The sequence below is a fragment of the Paenibacillus sp. LS1 genome, assembly GCF_026013365.1.
Taxonomy (GTDB): Bacteria; Bacillota; Bacilli; order Paenibacillales; family Paenibacillaceae; genus Paenibacillus.
On the sequence record NZ_JAPDOE010000002.1, the window covers coordinates 481296 to 503799 of the forward strand.

The 22504-nt window shown below is 46.7% G+C and carries 17 protein-coding genes; 2 read left to right on the top strand and 15 right to left on the bottom strand.

Going from position 1 to position 22504, the window contains the following annotated elements; genetic code table 11:
* Window positions 1-158 precede the first annotated feature (158 nt).
* The gene (locus tag OM416_RS11600; RefSeq protein ID WP_264929388.1) at window positions 159-1391 is read left to right on the top strand and encodes a nucleotidyltransferase; all 1233 of its coding nucleotides are present in this window, start codon (window positions 159-161) and stop codon (window positions 1389-1391) included.
* A 316-nt stretch (window positions 1392-1707) separates the two neighbouring features.
* Here OM416_RS11600 and OM416_RS11605 read toward each other — a convergent pair whose 3' ends face one another.
* Window positions 1708-2748: a SepM family pheromone-processing serine protease gene (locus tag OM416_RS11605; RefSeq protein WP_264929391.1), complete on the bottom strand. Its 1041-nt coding sequence runs from the start codon at window positions 2746-2748 to the stop codon at window positions 1708-1710.
* A 314-nt stretch (window positions 2749-3062) separates the two neighbouring features.
* On the opposite strand from OM416_RS11605, the gene OM416_RS11610 reads away from it, so the two are divergent.
* Window positions 3063-4400 carry a nucleoside recognition domain-containing protein gene (locus OM416_RS11610; RefSeq protein ID WP_264929393.1) on the top strand — a complete coding sequence of 446 codons (1338 nt, stop codon included), beginning with the start codon at window positions 3063-3065 and terminating at the stop codon, window positions 4398-4400.
* Here the strand turns inward: OM416_RS11610 and coaD are convergent.
* The 14 genes from coaD to OM416_RS11680 form a co-directional block, all read right to left on the bottom strand.
* Window positions 4378-4884 carry a pantetheine-phosphate adenylyltransferase gene (gene coaD, locus OM416_RS11615; protein WP_085981453.1) on the bottom strand — a complete coding sequence of 169 codons (507 nt, stop codon included), beginning with the start codon at window positions 4882-4884 and terminating at the stop codon, window positions 4378-4380. The two genes, OM416_RS11610 and coaD, sit on opposite strands and share 23 nt — an antisense overlap.
* A gap of 1 nt (window position 4885) precedes the next feature.
* Window positions 4886-5494 carry a 16S rRNA (guanine(966)-N(2))-methyltransferase RsmD gene (gene rsmD / locus OM416_RS11620; protein WP_264929395.1) on the bottom strand — a complete coding sequence of 203 codons (609 nt, stop codon included), beginning with the start codon at window positions 5492-5494 and terminating at the stop codon, window positions 4886-4888.
* A 300-nt stretch (window positions 5495-5794) separates the two neighbouring features.
* Window positions 5795-6229: a hypothetical protein gene (locus OM416_RS11625; RefSeq protein WP_264929397.1), complete on the bottom strand. Its 435-nt coding sequence runs from the start codon at window positions 6227-6229 to the stop codon at window positions 5795-5797.
* Between the two features lie 44 nt (window positions 6230-6273).
* Window positions 6274-6555, bottom strand: coding sequence for a hypothetical protein (locus OM416_RS11630; protein ID WP_264929398.1), 282 nt, complete (start codon window positions 6553-6555; stop codon window positions 6274-6276).
* A 108-nt stretch (window positions 6556-6663) separates the two neighbouring features.
* Window positions 6664-6969 carry a hypothetical protein gene (locus tag OM416_RS11635; protein WP_017689244.1) on the bottom strand — a complete coding sequence of 102 codons (306 nt, stop codon included), beginning with the start codon at window positions 6967-6969 and terminating at the stop codon, window positions 6664-6666.
* Between the two features lie 186 nt (window positions 6970-7155).
* The gene (locus OM416_RS11640; RefSeq protein WP_264929401.1) at window positions 7156-10203 is read right to left on the bottom strand and encodes a glycoside hydrolase family 2 TIM barrel-domain containing protein; all 3048 of its coding nucleotides are present in this window, start codon (window positions 10201-10203) and stop codon (window positions 7156-7158) included.
* A gap of 159 nt (window positions 10204-10362) precedes the next feature.
* Window positions 10363-11193 (bottom strand): carbohydrate ABC transporter permease, encoded by an 831-nt coding sequence (locus OM416_RS11645; RefSeq protein ID WP_076330551.1) that lies wholly within the window; start codon window positions 11191-11193, stop codon window positions 10363-10365.
* Window positions 11186-12076, bottom strand: coding sequence for a carbohydrate ABC transporter permease (locus OM416_RS11650; protein ID WP_062835980.1), 891 nt, complete (start codon window positions 12074-12076; stop codon window positions 11186-11188). The genes OM416_RS11645 and OM416_RS11650 overlap by 8 nt, the downstream gene beginning before the upstream one ends.
* Before the next feature lie 141 nt (window positions 12077-12217).
* Window positions 12218-13501 carry an extracellular solute-binding protein gene (locus tag OM416_RS11655; RefSeq protein ID WP_235599472.1) on the bottom strand — a complete coding sequence of 428 codons (1284 nt, stop codon included), beginning with the start codon at window positions 13499-13501 and terminating at the stop codon, window positions 12218-12220.
* 350 nt (window positions 13502-13851) lie between these two features.
* The gene (locus OM416_RS11660) at window positions 13852-15621 is read right to left on the bottom strand and encodes a sensor histidine kinase (RefSeq protein ID WP_264929404.1); all 1770 of its coding nucleotides are present in this window, start codon (window positions 15619-15621) and stop codon (window positions 13852-13854) included.
* An 18-nt stretch (window positions 15622-15639) separates the two neighbouring features.
* Window positions 15640-17187: a response regulator transcription factor gene (locus OM416_RS11665; RefSeq protein ID WP_264929406.1), complete on the bottom strand. Its 1548-nt coding sequence runs from the start codon at window positions 17185-17187 to the stop codon at window positions 15640-15642.
* Between the two features lie 273 nt (window positions 17188-17460).
* Window positions 17461-20541: a X2-like carbohydrate binding domain-containing protein gene (locus OM416_RS11670; RefSeq protein ID WP_413775776.1), complete on the bottom strand. Its 3081-nt coding sequence runs from the start codon at window positions 20539-20541 to the stop codon at window positions 17461-17463.
* 389 nt (window positions 20542-20930) lie between these two features.
* Window positions 20931-21815 (bottom strand): SMP-30/gluconolactonase/LRE family protein, encoded by an 885-nt coding sequence (locus tag OM416_RS11675; RefSeq protein WP_264929408.1) that lies wholly within the window; start codon window positions 21813-21815, stop codon window positions 20931-20933.
* Between the two features lie 15 nt (window positions 21816-21830).
* Window positions 21831-22493 (bottom strand): SGNH/GDSL hydrolase family protein, encoded by a 663-nt coding sequence (locus OM416_RS11680; RefSeq protein ID WP_264929410.1) that lies wholly within the window; start codon window positions 22491-22493, stop codon window positions 21831-21833.
* Window positions 22494-22504: the final 11 nt, after the last annotated feature.

The window sequence follows — 22504 nt, forward strand, 5'->3', positions numbered from 1 at the left end:
AATAGATTTGAAGGCACAGTCTGACATCTGTTGATGTTGGATTTGTGCCTTTTTCTTGTCTGAATAGGTGCATGATTTGATCTAATACATGACATCCCCTATGATGGAATGGATGTTATACATACTCGGTTATCCAATTGAAAGGAGTACGTCTAATCATGAAAGCCGTAGGCGTCATTGTTGAATATAACCCCTTGCACAATGGGCATGTTTATCATTTGCAAGAAGCTCGGCGGCTAAGCGGCGCAGACGCCGTTGTTGCGGTTATGAGCGGCCCTTTTCTCCAGCGTGGCGAACCCGCCATCGTGGGTAAAAGGGCACGCACCGAGATGGCGCTGCACGCAGGCGCTGATCTGGTGCTTGAACTGCCGGTGGCGTACGCAGTACAACCGGCCGAGTGGTTTGCCTTCGGTGCGGTATCGCTGCTGCACCGCACCGGCATTGTGGACTCGCTCTGCTTCGGCAGCGAGTCCGGCGACCTGGACAGCCTGCAGCGCATTGCGCGCGTGCTGGCTGTGGAGCCCGCAGGGATGCGCGAGGACATCGCGCGCCGCCTGCGGGAAGGCGCCAGCTACCCCGCCGCGTACGCAGGCGCGGCGGCAGCGCTGGCGCCCGGCGGCGTCGATGCTCACGACGCCGCTGCACTGCTGGAGCAGCCCAACAATTCGCTTGGGCTGCACTACCTGATCGCGCTGCAACGACTTGGCAGCGCGATCCAGCCCTTTACGGCGGCGCGTACCGGTGCCGCGTATCATGAGGCGACGCCCGGGCCGGGGGCGATCGCAAGTGCCACAGCCGTCCGCCGCCTGCTGATGGCGGACGGACCCAATGCCGCCGCGCCATACGTGCCAGCGGCAACCCTTGCCATTCTGCATCGCGAATGGCAGGAAGGGCGCGCTCCCATACACTGGGAGCGCTTTGCACAGCCGCTGTTGCACCTTGCGGCCACCCGCCGTGCCTCCGAGCTGGAACGCATCGCCGAAGTCACGGAAGGCCTGGAACACCGGCTGATCCGTACACTGGCTCAGCTCCCGGAGCCTTCAGTTGAAGCACTCCTAAATGCACTGAAGACCAAACGTTACACACGCACAAAGCTCCAGCGTATGCTCGCCCACCTGCTCCTGAATCACACCAAAGCCGAGTGTTCACCAGAGCAATTGGCTGCCGGACCCGGATATCTCCGTGTACTTGGATTTAATGCTCAAGGGCAGAGTCTGCTTAAACAAATGAAGAAGACCGCGTCGCTTCCTGTTGTGCTGAAACCGTCGACGTTCACACACAATCAACTTGAACTGGATATCCAAGCTCAGGTTGCGTATGGGCTCGCTTGCGAGCATAGGGATACACGCAAGATGTTTAGTGATTACTATGAGTCTCCGGTGAGACTGTAATCCGCTTTTGACCAAAAGGCTTCATCTCATTTAGAGCTTTTAATTTCCATCATTTAGGGATCATTGATTCTTAAATATTCGACACTCAACTGTACAAGTAAAAAAATCCCCTTGCTGCGCGCCGCTCAGGCACATCACAACAAGGGGATTCTCTTATCTTGATTCTTTGGGTTCACTTACACCCTTTGAATCTGCTGATACGCTCATTTCTCTTGATCACACTTCATTTCATTGCAATCCATACTTTCGATTTCAGCCATTCTTCTCAACGATCCGTTTCATCTCAACTCTATCTCTTTCCCGCCCGGTCATAGTCCTATGATTTCACGGACAAGGTTTTCAGATAAGCCAGCGCATCATCCACCGTGCTCACAGGCACAAGTTTCATTTTGGTGCCGATCTGTTTAGCCTTCGCTGCTGCTTCCTTATAATTATCCTTCGGCACGAAGAAGAACTCCGCTTCTTTTCGATCAGCGGCTACAATTTTGTGCACTACACCACCAATGGCACCCACCACACCGTCCTTGGTTATGGTACCTGTACCCGCAATTCGATGCCCCTTGGTCAGATCTCCAGGTGTTAACTGGTTATAAATCTCCAAAGTAAACATCAATCCGGCAGACGGACCACCAACCTGGGTATCGGTGAAGGAGATCTGTTTGTCCGGATCTTCCGCTTTCACCTTCTGAACCGCACCAATCATTACGCCGAGTCCCGGTCGGGTTTCACCCGTTTTACTGTCTTTTACCTGAATCAGCTTCACGTCCCGACTAATGGTCTCTCCACCACGTTCCAGTTGCATTTCGACCGTATCTCCGACCTTTTTATCTTTTAACTGGGCCGAAAGCACCGTATTATCCGGCGTAGCTGTTCCGTTCACTCCCAGAATAATATCGCCCGGAGCAATGTCTCCTTCCGGTTTTGGGTCTTCGGACAGTCCAAATACAAAGATATGTTCAGGTACAATGGAGTACGCAACGCCAGCCTGCTCATACGCAGCCTCCATTGCGGAGGATTGCGAGTCACTCATGAACCATACTTGTTCGGCAGAGTATTCCGCTTCGCTTTTGCCGCGCAGTCGGTCTTCCTTTTTATCCACTTGAGCATTTTGATTGAACAGAGAGGTTCCTAGCAAAAACACATTGGCATACGTTGCCGACACAGTCGTCATCATAAATACACCGCGTTCATCCTGGTCCCCACCCTTAACGGTTACCATTGGTTTTACTTCATCTGCACTGCCAGGCATATATATGATATACGGCGTTGGCATGTACACGGCAACATAGACGACCAGAGCCACCACGATCACAAAGATCGAAGCTCTGAATCCGCCAGATTTACGAATCCGATTCATCGCATGAGCCTCCGTTCTTTGTATCTCTATATAAGCTGAACTCTACACTAATTAGTGATCGCAATGCCACCTTTTGAATACTTCCATTCTCCGGTTAGGTTTGGCTCTCTTTGTCATGCAGATACTCAGCTCATCTTGTTTAATATTTATTTCAAGTCTAACACTCTGGTCCCTGTGCATACAATGGTACAGGCCGGATAGGCCACTGTATACCATAGCCTGTCCGGTCAAGGCCGAACCGCCCTTGAGGCGTCATTCGGCCGTCCATAACGATTCAGATGCCGAATCGGCGTTATTTGATATGAGGTGAAACGATGACAATACAGAGCGAGGTTAGAGACTCTGGCCCGTTACGAACGATACTTCTAAGTACCGGCGCTTTAGCACTGGTCATTGCAGTAGTTGCTTCCCCCAAAGAAGCGTTTGATGCCTCTATTCAAGGTCTGGATATATGGTGGAAAATCATCTTCCCTGCCATGCTTCCGTTCCTGATGTTATCCCAAATGCTCACTGCGTTTGGCTTCACCCACGCGATGGGTGCCTTGCTCGGACCACTAATGCAACGCTGGTTCAGACTTCCAGGCAGCGCTGGGCTCGCTATCGCTGTTGGCATGTGCGGCGGATTCCCCGCAGGAGCAGATGCAGTATCCCGTTTATTTCAGGATAGACAAATTACCGCCAAGCAGGCGGTTGTCCTTGCAGCAGCAGCTCATTTTGCCAATCCAATGATGATTATCCTGGTCGTTGGTGCTGCTTTTCTTCACCAGCCTGCTGCCGGATATTTCCTCTTAGTGGTTCACTGGATCAGCGGCTGGATTGCTGCCATTTTTGCCGTGCGTCTCCTGCCTGCACCGGGTAACCAGAAAGATCGGGTTGGTTCGACAGCCCTCCAAGCGGATAACAGTTCTCGTGGTTCGCAGACTGCAAGTCCTGCAAGTTCCACAAGTCGCTCATCTGTCCCCCACCACTCTAAGATCAAACGACGCAGCATATGGTCTGATATGATGATTGCAGCCAGGGAAGCCCATAGTCGTGATGGAAGAGGGTTTGGCAAACTGTTAGGTGACACCGTATCCCAGGCTGTGCAGACCTTGATGATGACCGGAGGATACATGATCGGTTTTGCCGTATTTATCCGGCTACTCTCCCTTTATGTGACTCCTGGTTCTTCTGCTGCGCTGTGGCCGGCCTTTTTGGAGCTTCATTTGGGCACCTACCATTTGAGCCAAACTTCGCTTACACCTGCCCTGCTGATGTCCCTGCTTGCAGCTGTTTTGGGATGGGGCGGTCTATGCTCCCATCTGCAAGTCTCTGCTGTCCTGAAAGGAACTGGACCCGACAGCAAATCCATGTTGTATTTTGCCGGAGTTCGCCTGACTCATGGGATCATCGCCTTTATTATCAGTCTGTTCCTCTGGATGCCGTTCAGCCAATATAGCACACAAGCCTGGACCACATTACAGACGAATGCAGACCAGGACCTGTCAACACCATTCAGTTGGCTCTTCATACATAATCCAGGCAACACATACACGATTAACGCCATATGGAGCGCCTTCCCTGCTGCCTGCATGGGTCTAGCGTTACTTCTTGCAATTATGATTAGTCTATCAGGTCTTACCTTCTGGTTTAACCGCCGGTTTTCTCGCTGATTTTCTGACGGAGCGCAGCTTCCACTTCAGGTGATACAAGATCTGTTACATCTCCATGATAATGAGCGATTTCTTTGACGATGCTGGAACTTAAATAGGAATACTTTGGATTCGTCATCATAAATATCGTTTCCGCATCCGGATTCAACTTGCTGTTGGTCGATGCCAATTGCAGCTCGTATTCAAAATCAGTTACTGAGCGTATACCGCGAACGATAACCTGTGCTTCCTTTTGCCGGACATAATTGGCCGTCAGATCACGGAAACTGTCCACCTCCACATTTGGTAGATGGCGGGTTACTTCCGTGATCAGTTCCTTGCGTTCCTCCACCGTAAACAGCGGATTTTTGCTCATATTGTTCAACACAGCCACAATGACGCGATCAAATTGCTTCGACGCTCTGGCGATAATATCGAGATGCCCCATCGTTACGGGATCAAAACTTCCAGGATATACGGCGATCCGTTCCTGTCGATGTATCATTTCAGTCATGAGGAGCCTCCTCTTCCGGTGTAATGGATTCTCCATCTTCAACTGTTTCAGGCGCATAATAATAGATGGATACTGCCGTCTCCCCATACAAAGCCTTGCGCGTTTGTTCAAACGGGCCGAATTGCTCAGGGTAATCATGTTTGGATTCATATTCAAGCACGATGGTTGCTTCGGGTTCCAGAAGTTCCAGTTCGTGCATGGTTAACATCAACTCGTGCCCGTTCTTCATGCGATATGGCGGGTCCAGAAACACCAGATCAAACGTTGTGCCTCGCTTGGCGAGTGCCTTCAATGCTCGACCTGCATCATTACGATATACGGCCGCCTGGTCTTCCAGCTTGGTTGCCTTCAGATTCATGCGGATGACTTCAATACTTTTCGATTCCAAATCAACAAAAACAGCCTTGTCCATGCCGCGGCTCAGCGCCTCAATACCGAGACCTCCACTGCCTGCAAACAGATCCAATGCTGTGCCGCCCTCAAAATAAGGACCAACCATGCTAAATAACGCTTCCTTCACCTTGTCGGTGGTTGGCCGCGTACCTGTGCCAGGAACAGCCTTCAGCGGCCTGCCTTTTGCACTCCCAGATACCACTCTCACTGACGAGTCACCTTTTCTTTATGTAAGTTTAATGATAAAGCTATCGTACCACACTCGGGTTCAGTTTGAAAAATGTTCGGTCTTCATTTCCCTTGGAAAATTGTTGACGAATTGTTGACGCATATGTATAAAAAGGAAACAATCAGGCGATTCTATAATTATCGACATCACAAGTGTCGTAGACAACCGCGGAGAAGACTTACGTTTCCCCATAAGCTCTTCGTCCGGTTTCTCCTCTCCCATGAAAAAGAAGCTCTCGAAAGAGGGCTTCTTTTTGTTGTTTATGTTTTATTTATTATGTTAATTATATTTTTCTTCAAATTCACTTATTTCGGCTTCCTCTTCGGTCTGCAACCATCCAATCTCCCTCAGCCACATGCCCATATCTGCGATAAATTCATTCACGTTTAGATGTTCAATCTTGTATTTCTGAAGCTTCTCACTCAAAAAAGAATAAAACTCATGGCTTAACACATACCGTTGTTTGCTTTTGCTTAATGTCTTATACTGGTCCTCGCTGACCACCAGATCAAAATAGATGACATTCTCCTTCTTCACATGCCTGACCGTGGACCTTCTCTCATATTCCCCAGGGAGACACCTGAAAACAAAGAATAGTTCAATATCAACTACTTGATATTTACTTTCTACTTGATCAAAAACAGACTGCAACTCATCCGAAAGATTGGCAACCTGCGTTAAACCTGAAGTGTCAGTTGATCGGCCCAGAATCATCACTAAACTCCTCCTTGTTCATTACCCCAACTCAAGAAGCTATACTAATTCATCTCTCGATGCTTCCGATTAGATCTTCGCAAATTGATCAATGGAATGATAAGTACAATAACCGGCAAGAGAAGATTTATTGAACCATTCTTAATCATCATGAAGGCAATAAACAGCACGGCGAGCCAAGTCATAATCTCCGTCATTTCATATTTGGTTAGTGTAAGCTTGAATGCTTTTCTCGAAATGAAACGAATCAAGAAATAAGCGATCAAGCTATAGAACAGAATCATTCCCAAAATTGCAACAGTGATTATGAGGTACATATCCACCATAAAAATCTCACCCGACCCTTATATCATTTCCTTAATTTTACCATATAAGCAATAGGGTGTCATTCCTAATTCCAAACCAGTACTTCTTCAAGACTGGCGAATTACGCTTTACTTCTCTTCAACAACAATCGTTGCATTATAGATCACGACACGTTTCCCATTGAGATCGAATAATACTTTATTGCCGTATTCCGTATCTTCCACGTCAATTTTGCCATCATAGGTCTGAATCAATTCACCATTATTACTGTACACTTTAACAACCCGCTCCAGGCCACCCGAGTTATTGGACCTCATTGTTTTGAGTGCTCGTTCACCTGAAGCGGTATTGAAATACCATATGAAACATCCAACAATGATGCCCAAGAAGACTAATACCGTCACCCATATACCTGTCTTTGCTTTTTTACTCACCTTGAACCCCCCTCTTATGTTTCCTGTCTTGTACATTACGACACCGGAGAGAGAACGGTTTCATAGATCACACCCAAAGGTATTAACAACCCACTCGCTCATTGATACAAAAAAACAGAGGCCTCCGATAAGCGAAGACCTCTGTTCTATAATCAATATATTCTTTATTCTGTACGATTCTTTTATTTACAGTGCACGAATAACAAATTCAAATGTCAGTTCGCCGTCTGAAGGGATCAGGTATTCCGGATGAACTGGAGCACCCCAGCTATCATCACCGCCGACACCCATTTGTTTACCCGCTACAGTCACGACCGTATAGTGCACAGGTGGCAATTCGTACGCATGTTGTGCGTTCTCCAGCTCAAATGCCGTATATGGTGATACATTCAGCTCGACTGGAGTTACGGATGCTTCAATTTTGAAGCCACGTCCCGCGTTGTCTGTCAATTTGGCCCAACGTACGCCCGTACGGTTGCCTGATTCCTGTGGTACCAGATATGGAGCTACAGTATCAGCTACCTTGCTTCCATGGATTCCTAGACGTGCGCCAAATGCGCGGTCTGCATAGTTTTCTTCGGGACCCATCGCGAGCCATTCCACGTTTTCGAAGTCAGGTGACGTTCTGAAGGACAATGCATGGATTGGCAGGTTCGGCAATCCAGATGTACCTTTGTACGTATTATGCACACGTACGCTTCCGTCTGCATGTACAGTATAGACCACTTTTACTTGTACATCCGCCGAAATATTGAGCTTATACGTGAACTCGATCCGGTATTGATCCGGTTTCTGTTCTGCCTTCCACTCTACAGAACGTGGCATCAGGCTCGCTGCATACCAGGCACCCAGTTCGTAGCCCATCGCCATGCCTTTGTCATTATCCGTCATTGCACGCCAGAAGAGCGGTGCAGGTGGTACCGCAATGGTCTCACGACCGGACAATTTCAGGGAAACCAGTGTACCGAACTGTTTGGAGAATAGCGCATGCGTCTTGCCAGCACGAACACCAATGTTAACGTCACCTTCGATAACTTGTACATCACTTACAAGGTTCGAGTCCACTTCAACTGCATCATTTACCTGATCCTGTGTGAAAATAAACTGTCCGAATGCCACTTCTTCGCCTTTGTCAGCCCACAATGTAGCAGCTTTCAACACAAGTGCAGTGTTCACAGCATACTCGCCGCCAACCAAAGAGGCCACATCCAAAGGAAGTTTCACAACCGTCTCGCTTTGCGCATCCACGTTGACTTCCAATGTTCCACACAGCACTTCATGCCCCTCGCGCTCCAGGCTGTATACCAGTTCCAGCGCAGATGTATCTGCGAACAGATTACCGTTCACGATCTTAACGCCTTCACGGTCCGGGAACAGCTTGATGTTCTGATACAGGAATTTGACCTCCTGCATTTTCGCAGTTACTTTACGATCAGCATGAACGATACCGTTACCACAGAACGAATAGTCTGATGGACGATCACCGAAATCTCCGCCATAAGCGAGGAACTCTTTGCCGTAACGATCTTTTTTGTAAATGGATTGGTCGATGTAATCCCAGATGAATCCACCTTGATACATCGGGTATTTGTCTTCCAGCTCCGTATATTTGTGCATACCACCAATAGAGTTACCCATAGCGTGCATATACTCACAGCTAATATAAGGCTTGGTAGGATTCGCATTCAGGAATTCCTCAATGTCAGCCGGTTTGGCATACATGCGGGTCTCCATATCACTTGTCTCATCAAAACGGCGATCATGGAATACACCTTCATAATGCACCAAACGTGTTGGATCAGCTGATTTGAAGTACTGGGATACTTTATAAATCACTTCACCACCATGGGACTCGTTACCACAAGACCAGATCAGAATGGACGGATGGTTTTTGTCACGTTCCACCATGGATACAGCGCGGTCCATAACAATATCATGCCATTCCGGTTTGTCCCCTGGAATAACCCAAGAAGGCTCAACGGCGCCAAGTTTCTGCCAAGATCCGTGTGTCTCCAGATTCATCTCGTCAATGACGTACAATCCGTATTCATCACACAGCTCATACCACAGACTTTGGTTTGGATAGTGTGACGTACGCACGGCATTCATATTGTTCTGTTTGATCGTACGAACATCCCACAGCATGTCTTCCTTCGTAACTGCACGTCCACGACGCGGGTTGAACTCATGACGATTGACACCTTTGAATACGATACGTTTACCGTTGATGTGCATCACTTTGTCAATCATTTCAAATGTACGGAAACCAACGGCTTGAGGTACAACCTCAACCAGTGCACCCGCAGCATCATATACACGAATATAGAGACGGTACAAGTATGGAATCTCTGCGCTCCATAGGTTCACTGTACCAATGTCTTCACGAAGACTTACTTGTCCATCGTTAACTTTGGATTCAAACGTCTTAACGGTATTGCCTTCACGATCACGAAGTTCAGCCTCTACCCGCGCTCCAGCAACGGCTTTTCCTTCCAGCTTCAGATCCAATTGCAATGTACCGTTCGTGTAGGACTTGTCCAGATCTGTACGAACATGGACATCACGAACGTGTGCAGTTGGGACGGTGTACAGATACACATCTCTGAAAATGCCGGAGAAACGCCAGAAATCCTGATCTTCCAGCCAGCTGCCTGTGCTGCGTTGGTACACCTCAACCGCGAGTTTATTCTCTCCATCCTGAAGGAATGGCGTCAGGTCAAAGTCAGATGGTGTAAAGCTATCTTCTCCGTATCCTACGAATTGTCCGTTAAGCCATACATAGAATGCAGACTCTACACCTTGGAAAGAAATATATACCGGGTTCGACTCCCAGCCTGTTGGCAGGTGGAATGTGCGAATGTAACTTCCAACCGGATTTTTATCCTGTGGCAGTGCTGGCGGGCGAATCTCATTCAAGCCATCCCAAGGATATTGTGTATTTACATATTGAATCTGTCCGTATCCTTGCAGTTGGATATGCCCTGGAACTTCAATATCATCCCAGCCTTCACTGGAGAAATCGGATGTATAGAAAAACTCAGAACGGCTATCTGGACGAATCGCATAGTTGAATTTCCACGTACCATTCAGATCATAACGCATGGACATCGCGCCTGAACCTACAGCCTCGTCCATCGTTTGGTAATAACGGTGATCGGAATAGGCATGAAGACGGTTCACCTCAAATACACTTACGTCTCCCAACCAGTTGATATCTGCCTTTGTTGCTTTCATCGGCTCTCTCTCCCTTTAAAACGTTATAGTTTGACTTATTCAAGGTTTCATCTGGATTTCCTTTTTGCTTTACATAAACAAAAAAGACAGAGGTACGCCATAACTGGCGTCCTCTCTTCTTTCCTGCACCCGTCATTCGCACGGATTATGCTGTTTTCATTACTTCACGGAACCTACCATACCTGCAACAAAATGTTTCTGCATGATGAAGAATACGATTGCTGTAGGTAGTGTTGCAATCACGATCGCTGTCATTATCACTCCGTAATCCGGAGAATAACCAGCACCAAGATTCGAGATCAACAATGGAATCGTTTGTTGGTCAGGCGTTTGCAATACAATGAGTGGCCACAGATAGTTGTTCCAGCTACTCATGAATGTAATGATTGCTGCCGCTGCATATGTTGTTTTCATGGTTGGCATATAGATCTTCAAGAAGATGCCGAGTTCACTCAACCCATCAATACGTCCAGCTTCCAGCAAGTCTTTCGGGAACATTTTGGTGTTCTGACGGAAGAAGAAGATCAGGAACGCTGTTGCGATGGTTGGCAGGATAACCGCTGCCATCGTGTTGATTCCGATAACTGGTGCTACTCCCGAGATGGTTGCGAACATACGATACAGTGGTACCATGATCGCTGCAAACGGGATCATCATGGATAACAACAGGATATTAAACACGATATCACGGGACTTCGTGCGATATACCTCGAAGCCATAACCTGCCATGGAACCAATAAACAGTGCCAAGACAGTGGAGATTACAGAGATAATCGCCGAGTTTCCGAGAGCCTGTACCAGATTTGTCGAATCAATCAGTTTGTTGAAGTTATCAATGAAAGCTGAACCGGGCAGCAGTCTACCCTTGGTTACATCGACTGATGCATTTGTTGAACTGACCAGCATCCAGAAGAAAGGGAAAATGGATACAAAGGCGACGATGGATAGGAACACATAAGTGAAAATCCGTTTTGCTTTAGCTTTAGCCATTTTTATTATCACCTGCCACTTTAAACTGGATGATGGACAATACAATAATCAAGATTACGATGGAATACGACACTGTTGCTGCATAACCGAAGTCCGGTGAATATTTGAACGAAAGGTTGTAGATGTATTGTGAAATCGACATGGTCGCATTACCTGGACCACCTTTGGTAATATTCATGATCTCATCGAAGATTTGCAATGTACCAATCGTTGATGTTATCGACGTGAAGAGGATAATCGGTTTCAGCAAAGGTACTGTGATTTTAAAGAATTGTGTAAAAGCATTCGCTCCGTCAATTCTTGCAGCTTCATAGATCGATTGATCGATGTTTTGCAGGGATGACAGATAGAAAATCATGTTATATCCGGTCCAACGCCAAGTAACGGCGATTATGATCGTAATTTTAGCCCAGAACGGGTCTGTGATCCATTGAATTGGATCGCCAATAATGTGCAAGCCCATCAGGAATTGATTCACCATTCCATCTGGTGCGAACAAATATTTGAATACAACAGAGTACGCTACCAATGAAGTTACACAAGGCAAGAAAATCGCTGTACGGAAGAAGCTCCGGAAGCGTAGTGTGCTGTCATTCAGCAATACGGAAATAAACAAACCAAGAATAATCATTACAGGCACTTGAATAATCAAGTAGATAAATGTATTCGATAATGCTGTACGGAACGTTGTATCAACTAACAATCTTTTGTAGTTAGAAAGGCCCGTAAATTCAAGATTGGCTCCTACACCAGACTTGAACGATAAGAGCAGCGCTTGAATCATCGGGTAGAAGTAAAATGCAACAATCCCGACAACAGCCAGCAAAACAAAAGCCCATCCAGTCAAATTATTTTTCTTTTGGAGACTGTCTCCTGTATTCATGGCTTTCACAGTATGGCTCCTCTCTCTCCATGGAACATGGGTAGAACCCACGGAGCCTCTCGCCATATCCGGTTCGACTTGCGCCGGACATGGGAGACGGCTCCGATGTTTCCTAGGGTTCTATAAGTTACCTTGGGTATCTTAGTTTAATTGTGCTTCAGCTTGTTTTTGTGCATCAGCCAGAACGTCATCGATTGATTTACCGTTCAGGAATGCTTGCATTTCTACAACCAGAATATCTTCAATGGCATATGTGTTGATACCATAGTTTACGCTTGGAATTTCTTTTGTCCAATTCGCAAAGTCTGTGAAGATTTTTTGTCCGCCGAAGTACTCGTCTGCTTTGGCATAAGCGTCACCATCAACTGCTGGTTTGTACGTACCAATTGCACCGATGTTGTTCAACAGATCTTGATACAATTGTTTGTCAGAACCAAATGTTTTTGCTACAAAATCAGCTGCTTGATCTGCACCAGGAACGTTGTTCATCACATACCAAGAGCTACCACCCAAGTTGGATGCGTGAACAGAGTTTGATTGACCAGCCATTTTCGGAATTGGAGCCACAGCCCATTTACCGGATTGGGAAGCTTCTTGACGTACAGATGGTGAGAACCAGTTACCTGTAGGAATTGTTGCTACGCTACCGTTATTGGCGTTGGCAACGAATTGACTCCAGTCAGAGTGCAATTTAACAATGTTGGCATCCATCATCGCTTTGTATGTGATGAAAGCTTCTTTCAGTGCAGCGTTAGTAGCAATGTCAGGTGTTTTACCATCTTCTGCGGAATACCATTTACCTGCAGTTTGGATCATCATACGAATCAAACCAAGGTCATTCGGGTCAAGAGAAAGAAGCTCTTTACCTGTTTTAGCTTTTACGTCTTTACCAATTTGGATGTAGTCATCCCAAGTGATGTCTTGCAGGTCAGCAGCTTTGTAGCCTGCTTCTTCGAGCAAGTCAGTTCTGTAGTACAAGCCAGCAACGCCGGAGTCAAATGGTACTCCGTATTGTTTGCCATCAAACGCTGTTGGTCCGAGTTTGTAATCTGCAAAATCGGAAGCCGTGATACTGGAAGACAGATCTTTGAACGCATCAGGATATGCATTCAGGAAGCTTTGTGAACGATAGTCTTCAATCAGAACTACGTTTGGAAGACCGCTGGCAGTTCCGGAGTTAAGACCTGTGTTCAGTTTCTGAATGATATCAGCTTGAGCGTATTCAATGATGTTAATTTTTACATCAGGATTTGCTTTTTGGTATGCTTCTTTTGCTGTTTCCATTGCAGCAACGTTAAAAGCTTTGTCCCAAGCCCAGACCGTAATTTCATTTGTTTTTTCATCACCACCACTAGCGGAATTACCTCCACCACCGGATGAACATGCAGACAACAGCAATACTGTAACGAGCATCAATACCCACATTTTTTTCAAAACATTCAACTCCCCTTCAACCTCTTTGTGTGTAATTTGTTTGCGTTTTCTGAAAGCGGTTGCTTTCGATGTATTCATCTTATCATTCCCATATCTCCATTCGTTAGTAATAATTTTGTACGGATTTGTCATCTTATTGCCACAATGAAAACCTTTACAGAAACCGTTTGCATTAAATTTGGTTTTTTGTAATTTCTTTTGATTTTGTAATTTCTTGATCTTGAAATAGTACAAATATGTATTTCGCTTTACTTCTGACACGTGAAAATCCCCCGCCTCTGTATAAATACAGAAGCGAGGGATCGCATTTTCGGGTGTATTTAGTTGGATTAGATTTCAACTCAACTCGTGATTAAAGGCAGTGTAACGGTCACTCTCGTTCCTTCACCGACATTGCTCATAATGGTGACACCGTAAGGTGAACCATATAATAGCTCAATGCGATCATGCACATTACGAATGCCGATACCGCTGAACAGTTGTCGATTGTTCTTTGGATTTGGCAACGTTTCTCCCATCACAAGCCCTTCAATTCCATCACCATTGTCCATAATCTCACAGATGAGGGATTCTCCCGCTCTGGAAACCATGACATGAATCGTACCCGTTTCTTTCTTGATAAATCCATGGAAAAAAGCATTCTCGATAAACGGCTGAATCACCAGCTTCGGTACATGGTAGTGAGTACAATCCGGAGCGACGTAGAAGGCTGCTTTAATCCGACCACCATATCTGACGTGATTAATGAAGACATAATTTTTCAAATTCTCGACTTCTTGTTCCACTGTAACAGTCTGACTCACATCACTGATCGTATTTTGCAGCAGTCCAATCAATGCATTAATGGTCTCTGCTGCCCTGTCCTTGTTACCTTGTTGTACCAGAACTTTGACAGAGGCAAGGGTATTGTACAAGAAGTGAGGATTAATCTGACTCTGTAATGCCGCAAGCTCTGCGTTACGTTGTTCACGTTGGGTCTGTACTAGCTGATCCACATAATCATGTAGTTCATCAAGCATGTAATTATAAGCATGACCCAGCTGCCTGCTCTCGTAGCTTCCACTCACCGGAATATAGTTGTCCAGATCACTTTTTGTGATGTTGGACATCTGCTTCACAAGTCTGCGCAATGACTTGGTAATCTGGCTGGTGATGAGAAACACGAGAATAAGTGCCCCCACAACAATAGCCGCACAGATCAGGGCAACTGTCTTCATGTCGATGAGTTGACCCATCGCCAGATCCTTATCCACTACATTGACAATGTAAAACCGATAGAACGGTAAATACTCGGATAGAACGACGCTATCCTGATCCATGACACGAGCATTGATGCTTCTGGGAGAGTTTTTGTTCATTTCTCGGGCATACGATAACAAATCCAACTGGGTTGTCCCGATCCAGTCTTCACGATTCGAAGATACAATCTCACCTTTTTCGTTCATAATGACTACGTCATTGCCTCGACTTGTAAAGCTGGCATAGAACTGCCGAAACGCATCCTCTCTCATAGTGACATAGAGCGTACCATATATTCGGCTGCGAGTTCGATCTGTCAACGCCTTCGTGGCAGAAATCATCTGCTGACTTCCGACAGTTTCATCGTTTTGGTAATCATCAAAGATAAGACGACTGGGCGTCTCAGCGGCTTCCATTGTGATCGGCTCCTGTTTCAATTCATCCACTGACATCTGAAGGTGGGCACGATTGGTGGAATAGCTGCGTCCATTAATCCCGATAATCGTTATGCCTACTTCGTAGGATTCTGTTATGGATTGAATCCGGTCCATCGTTTCCCTCATATTATAGAAGGATTTTGCCATGGTGAGGGAATCGGCATCTCCTTCGGACAGAAACCCTCGAATCGCTCCACTTTGCGTCACATTGTTGGATACGGCAGCAATGGCGTCATTAAAGGATTCAAAATTCGTCTTAATCTGATTAAGCACTTTAGAGTTCGTGATGCTAAACGTCTCGGTAAACAGATTGGTAGACATGTGAATGGTCGTCCATAAGATGAGTGCAGAGACGAGAACAATACTGACGACCATAACCAGAAACAACTTGGGAAATAATCCGAGACGAGATAATTGGTTCATCCATTTCTTCATGATCTTATCCTTCTGACTTTATGCCCAGAATTTGCGCCGGTATCGGCTTGGTGATAGTCCGGTGAATTTTTTGAACACTTTGCAAAAGTAACTATGATCGGAGTAACCAACCATACTGCTAATCTCCGAGATCGTTACATCATCCGATCGGAGCAGTTCCTCCGCTTTTTCAATCCGAATTTTATTCAGGTATTCATTGAATCCTTCTTTTTTGTGAGATGAGAAGTAACTGGATAAGTACGATGGATTAAAATGAAAGTGCTTGGCTACTTCAGCAAGCCCAAGCGGCTGATCAAAGTGCTCATGCATGTAATCCAGCAGCATCTTCATGTTCGGATCACTTCGTTTTCCACCCGCACCGACGGTGCACTCCTGAACTTCCATCATGAACTGATCAAGCACAGACATAACTTCATTTAGGCTCGTAGCCCCATCCACATTTTTAAAATACGTGTATTTGCTCTCTTCCAGCCCTGCAGACTGAACATCCATATCTGCGAGAGTGATCGTTACGTTGAAAATCAGGTTACCGAGAAAGGACTTGATCTCAAACACATCGGCAATATAATCCCGTCCAAGTGTTGTCGCATGATCCTGCAAGTACTCTCTTGCCGCTTCGACCCGGTTACGCTTCACATGTTGCAAAAACATATTCACATTGAACTGGTAACCTGCCGGATGCATCGGCGGAAGTTCACCATACACGAGAATTGGTCGATCCTTATAATAGAAACGATATTCCATTAGCTTGATCAGGCGTTCACGGTATACGATACCCATCTGTTCAAATGAAGTAAAGCTGTCACTAAGCACCCATCCAGGGTTGCCTTGTCCCCCTGCATTTTCACTAGCCAGCTGTCTAATGCGTTCAACCATCCATTCATCTTTCGCAGGATCGACATTAAGAAGCATAACAGGTAATGCGCTCTCTGCCGGAACCATTGCACATTCCACTTCAGGCAGTTCACTGCGAAGCCTGATTTCGATCTGTTCCTGATCCAGCTTCAGCGGATTCCCTTCTGCATCTATCGGGTTGTACACTAGCAAGCGAAAGGATTCGTGTGGAAAGGTGTCTCGAATCATCGGCATCTCGCTATCTTCGTCCAGTGTAAATCCGGAGAGCATCTTCTCCATCAGTTGACCGAGTCTCCAACCATCGTGCGACGGCTCAAACTGTAACTCCGGAATTTTACCTGCTGTGCGTTGAAGGACCTGCAATAATTCATTCGTATCCAGCTTCGGTTTCAGAATATAATCTGCTGCCCCGTGCTGAAGCGTTGAACGTACATATTCAAACTCACTGAAGCTGCTAAGTACAATCACTTCGATCTGTGGATTACTGGCTTTTAATGTACGGACAAAAGTCTCACCATCCATGACAGGCATGACAATGTCGGTAATCACAATATCCGGTTTTAACAGGCTCACCTGCTGTAATCCTTCTTCACCGTTGGAAGCTTCACCCACAATGATAAATCCTTCAGCTTCCCAGTTCATATGGTGCTTTATACCTTGTCTTACCAGAAACTCATCGTCAACAATCAGCACCTTGCACAACCGGTTCATGATCGCGACCCCCTTGTCTAATCTTTCCTCTATATCTGTACAGGTTATACCAACTATTATATATCGGTTATAAACGCCTTCCAGTGTTAGCGGTTACATTAATTTTAAAATGATTGTACATCTTTTTATATCCTAAAACGATTGTTTAAGCAATGGTAACTCTCTATAGTTTACACTATATTTCGACAAAATAAGAAGCCCTGAATCGCCTTTCGATCATTTGGCGAATCAGGACTCCTATTTTCAACCCTTCATTTCATTAACTTGCGCACTTTAAGGTTCGATTCCCCATTGAAGACTTCCTGCGATATAACCGGTAACTTTGGTCCAGTCCGTATAAGAAGTCTGACTACCTGCAAAGGAGTAATCATCGGTTTGTGTATAGTTGGTCCAATTGCTCTTGGAGATGCGAGTGTGAATTTCCGTGCTTTGTCCCGCATTCAGTGTTCCAGCCGAAGCCGTGAAGCCGATCTCAAGCACGTGGTCAGCACCTGTCCGTACTGGATTGAGTGCACTGAACGTGCCTGTTACATTCGCACTGCCAGCAGTCGCCCAGTCAGCGAAGAAGTTCTGAGACTGCTCCCCGTTAATCGTGTAATAGTATCTGATTTTCACATCGAACAGATTCAATGCGGTAGTGCCCGTATTCGTCAGTTTGAATTTGGGACTAATGGAGCTGCCCGTCGCCTGAGTGTTGCTATTAAACATCTCAATGCGTATGGTTCCAGCTGGTGCAGCTGTCGTGTCTTTAATGAGCAGATTCAAGGTCGCATGACTACCTGCGCTGAATTGAAAGGTTAATGCAGCTGCGCCGTTCGGCAGTGAAGCCAAGTAGTTTTTACTCAATACGACCTCATTGCCTGTCAACGTGTAATCTGTACCTGAAACCAGCGTTGCATTCCCGTTACGAATGGATACAAGTGTATTGCCGTTCAGCGTTAACGTGACTGGAATATTAACCTGATTGCCTGCTTTACGATCAAATTCAGCCGTAACCGGTGTAATCACAGAGTTGGTCACTGGTGTACCCCCGCCGTCTCCTCCTCCATTGTTACCTCCAACACGGTCAGCATAAAAGATTCCACGGCCATTCGTTCCGAGATATACTCTTCCATACAGACGCGGATCACCCGTGATCGTGGTTACACGAGCATACTGATGCTGATCATCGTTGATTCGGACCCAGTTGGCCCCACCGTCATCGGAGCGGAAGAATCCACGTGTTCCATCGATCTGTGCAACCGTGTATAACGCGACAACGCTTTGCCCAGGGGCAGCTTTACCAAATCCGATACTATCTGCTTCCTCTACATTGGCAAGCTTCGTGAATGTCGCTCCTGAATCCGTGGAATGCCACAATCCGTAAGGACCTTCTTCCTCACTACCGCCAGCAAACCACAGTTCTCCTTCCACACCCGGAACGGCATCCAGATCTGCATTTCCTTCAATCGGAAGTCCAGTCGCAAGCGATGCTGTGAAGGAAGCACCACCATTCACACTCACATAGATTTTACCTGCTGCAAATCCATAGAATTTGTTTGGATTTACGCGATCCGAAATCACTTTCGCCTGTGCAGGTATGCCCGTACTTGCCGTCCAGGAATTGCCGCCAGTCGAATAATGCACGCCTTTGTCTGACGTGCTCCATACCAACCGGTTACCATTCGCAGAGATGGCTACCGTTCCCCCTCCAGTTGTGCCAGCAGGTTCTGCATTGGCTTTATACCATGTAGTGCCCCCATCACTGGATAAACCAATGGATTTCGCATTTGGATCAGCAGCATAATCTGCTTTACCTACGCGAACCATCGTATTTGGACTTAACTCTGCAAAATCCAGACTTTCTGTGGATGAATAGTTCGGGCTCGTAAATATGGTAGCTGGAGCCTGATCCAGATTGTTATGACGGAATCCTGAGACATCCCCCACTCCACTTAATAAATGCGCACCACTTGGCGGGCTGATTAGATCCAGTACAGCAATCTCCTCAACACCCTTCGCCATCACTGAAATATTGATTTTTTTATCATCATCCCAGTCCGTCAGGTTCTTCGTTCCATAGATCGTAGCACCTGTTCCATACATCATGCGATCCGAATCAAATGGATCGATCTCCAGATCGCCGATCATCCAGCCCAGTTTCGGAGATGGTTCAGGCGGGGCAGGCGTAATACCAAAGGTGAGCCATGGCGCTGCCGAAATATCCTGTGTATATCGCAATTTCCGGTTCGGATATCCGTCGAATTCCCATATGCGCGTCCACGTCGCTCCACTATCTGTACTTCGGAACAAGGTGGCATCCGGCCACCAGGAATTCAATGTCGCAACCATCAATGTACCGGGATTCTGTGCATCCACAGCCAACCCGCCATATCCAAAATAATTATCCGTGCTGCTGCTTGGCACAGGGCTGATGTTGGTCCAGACACCTGTCGACGTATTCAGTTTCCAAACGTCACCTTCCTCCCCATCATAGGGTCCAACACCATCGCTATACGTAATATAAAGGCTTCCATTGGAATCAAGCACACCATGATGCGGAATATAACCTGTAGGTTGACCAGCAACAGCTGACCAGGTCAGGCCACCATTCGTGCTGCGATATACGCTTTGAGCTTTATCCGCAACACCCACATAGATTGTCTGGGTTGCCTGTCCTGCCGAACCTGTTGTTTTGTCAAACGTAATCCATGCCAGACCTACGATGTCACTGGTATATTCATTCGAAGGATCTTGCACATAATTCCCCGGATTCGGGAAGCTTGTTACTTCATTCCAGGTCACACCGTAATCGGTACTTTTCCAAAGTCCGTGACCACTTCGTGCACCAAAATACAGGATACTGTTATCGTTCGGGTCCACGGTCAAGCGTTCTCCCATCGAACGCCCGGGCATATTACCGCCAACTTTGAACGGAAGTGTTGTGGTCTGCCATGTATCTCCCCGGTCCGTAGAGCGCAAGATGGAGCCATTATTTTTGTCCCATGAATTCGTATACGTCCCGACTGCCATATACACCCGATCCGGATCAACCGGGTCCGTAGCCAGTGCGTCTACACCGTTTTTGTTCCAGTCATCCCAGCCGACAAAATCCGTTAACGGGATCCAGCTCTCGTTAGCCGCATTCCAGCGATAAGCTCCCCCGATATCGGTACGGGCATAAATCAGATCCTTTTCCGACTCGTTGAAAATAATACCTGGTACAAATCCGCCCCCTGCGCCGGTCACTACATTTTTCCACTCATAGGCTTCACTCGGTGCCGCTGCTGTAGTTCCAGCGAGCCCTCCCAGCGAAGCCGTTACCACGGCAACCGTCAGACTCATGACCCGTAATTTCCCCATAAACGTTCTCATTTTTACACAGCCTCCTCTTCAACTTGGTCACTGCATTCCGGTCTTCCCGCTGTCTCATCGTGCTGATGATGGCGTGTCAGACGAATTCATGCATTCAGATTACAAGAAATATCACCCCCTTCCAGTCATTTTTAAGCGCTTACAAAACTACTCTGCATTCGTTGTTATATGGATAATTCTTTCAATAATTAACATTCGATAGCAAAAGACAAACACCTCTATCCCAAATCCTATTTTTGTGAAATATTTTCAGTGTTTTATCTTGTTTACACAACAAAAAAGATGCTGTTTTAGCAGCATCTTTCGACATTTTATATAAAAGTTTAAAAAGTTGTATCGTTACTTTCCTGGAAAAACAGACAGAAGTACACTGCTTGACTGGCAACCGTTTATTTCTGGCTACCATAAGCGTGAGTCTTCTGGCCTTTAACCCCTGGTCTGATGACAAAAAGTGAGCCAGCATTCGGTGTCTCCTTCAGACGTTCTTCCTTAATCCCGTTACGTGCTGTTGTAATGTACAAATCTTCAAGCTCCGGCCCACCAAAACAGCAGGATGTTACTTGATCTGCAGGCACTTCAATCTGCTGTAACAGTTCTGATGTCTCCGGGTTCCAGCGAGTCACTCTTCCTCCGCCCCAGTGCGCTACCCACAGCATACCCTCAGCATCGACTGTCATCCCGTCTGGAAAACCAAATTCCTCGGGTATGTGAATGACGCTTGTCCGATTCTGTATCGTACCTGCTGCCAGATCAAAATCAAACCGGTCAATAGCACGTGTCGGGGTATCAATGTAATACATGGTCTGCCGATCCGGACTCCAGCCCAAACCGTTGGATGTAGACACGTCTTGTACCATTGTTCGCACAGGTTGTCCTTGCTCCAAACAATACAGCGATCCGGCTTTGCTCTCATTATTCAAGCTCATCGTGCCTGCCCAGAAGCGTCCCTGTGCATCACATTTTCCATCATTAAAACGATTGGTATCCTTATCTTGTTCAGGGTCGTCCTCAATGGCATGCAGCTCACCCGTAAGCAGATTATACGTATGGAATCCACTGCGTAAAGCAACCACAACCTCGTCACCACGATACGGAACAACCGCGCCGACATGTTCACCGACATCATAAGCCTGATCCTGCCCTGTAACCGGATCATACACATGCACCTTGAAGCTTTCAATATCTACCCACAATAATCGATTGTTCTCCGCATCCCAGCTCGGGCCTTCCCCCAGCAATGCCGGGGTTTGCACTGCTACAGTTACGTTGCTCATGCCATCACGTCCTTTTTAAGATTTGACGCCGCCTGACCATTCGAATCCGATGGCATCCAAGAATGCTTTGGACAGTACCATATGGCCTGTTGCATCCGGATGTACTCGGTCATAAGTCAGCACAGCCGTATAGAAATGACTCCAAAATGGAGCAAATGCAGCCTGTGTATCCACATACACCGCATCATACTCGCTGGCTACCCTGCGTACCGCTTCTCCGTAAATATCCATCGTTGCCCGCATCGGGTCTTCCGGATTGGCCTCAAGATAATAAGGAGACATCAGTACCAGACCCTTCAGATTGGGACGAACCGAAGCCACCAGTTCACGCAATGTGGATTCGTATTCTTCCAGGAACACATGTGATTCTGCTGACAGTGGGTTGTCAAACTGACGCCACACATCGTTAATGCCGATCATGATCGTCAACCAATCCGGTTTTAGGTCCAGCACATCACGATCCCAGCGCTGTTTCAGATCACGAATCGTATTCCCACCATTACCCACATTCTGGATACGCAACATCAATTCCGGATAGATGGACCGCAACAGTGCATGGACTTGCGCAACATAACCATGGCCCAGGCCTGAACTGCCCTCGCCTACAGGATGTTCCCGACCACAATCCGTAATCGAATCTCCGATAAACAGAAGCTTGTCATTTTTCTGCAATTTCATCGTCATTTTCT

Bases quoted from the DNA above. Each gene is read 5' to 3' on its own strand.
- OM416_RS11660 (WP_264929404.1), bottom strand. From the start codon at position 15,621: ATGAAGAAATGGATGAACCAATTATCTCGTCTCGGATTATTTCCCAAG.
- OM416_RS11655 (WP_235599472.1), bottom strand. From the start codon at position 13,501: ATGTGGGTATTGATGCTCGTTACAGTATTGCTGTTGTCTGCATGTTCA.
- OM416_RS11670 (WP_413775776.1), bottom strand. From the start codon at position 20,541: ATGAGAACGTTTATGGGGAAATTACGGGTCATGAGTCTGACGGTTGCC.
- OM416_RS11680 (WP_264929410.1), bottom strand. From the start codon at position 22,493: ATGAAATTGCAGAAAAATGACAAGCTTCTGTTTATCGGAGATTCGATT.
- coaD (WP_085981453.1), bottom strand. From the start codon at position 4,884: ATGATACATCGACAGGAACGGATCGCCGTATATCCTGGAAGTTTTGAT.
- OM416_RS11640 (WP_264929401.1), bottom strand. From the start codon at position 10,203: ATGAAAGCAACAAAGGCAGATATCAACTGGTTGGGAGACGTAAGTGTA.
- OM416_RS11645 (WP_076330551.1), bottom strand. From the start codon at position 11,193: ATGGCTAAAGCTAAAGCAAAACGGATTTTCACTTATGTGTTCCTATCC.
- OM416_RS11605 (WP_264929391.1), bottom strand. From the start codon at position 2,748: ATGAATCGGATTCGTAAATCTGGCGGATTCAGAGCTTCGATCTTTGTG.
- OM416_RS11650 (WP_062835980.1), bottom strand. From the start codon at position 12,076: ATGAATACAGGAGACAGTCTCCAAAAGAAAAATAATTTGACTGGATGG.
- OM416_RS11665 (WP_264929406.1), bottom strand. From the start codon at position 17,187: ATGAACCGGTTGTGCAAGGTGCTGATTGTTGACGATGAGTTTCTGGTA.
- OM416_RS11625 (WP_264929397.1), bottom strand. From the start codon at position 6,229: ATGATTCTGGGCCGATCAACTGACACTTCAGGTTTAACGCAGGTTGCC.
- OM416_RS11630 (WP_264929398.1), bottom strand. From the start codon at position 6,555: ATGGTGGATATGTACCTCATAATCACTGTTGCAATTTTGGGAATGATT.
- OM416_RS11610 (WP_264929393.1), top strand. From the start codon at position 3,063: ATGACAATACAGAGCGAGGTTAGAGACTCTGGCCCGTTACGAACGATA.
- OM416_RS11600 (WP_264929388.1), top strand. From the start codon at position 159: ATGAAAGCCGTAGGCGTCATTGTTGAATATAACCCCTTGCACAATGGG.
- OM416_RS11675 (WP_264929408.1), bottom strand. From the start codon at position 21,815: ATGAGCAACGTAACTGTAGCAGTGCAAACCCCGGCATTGCTGGGGGAA.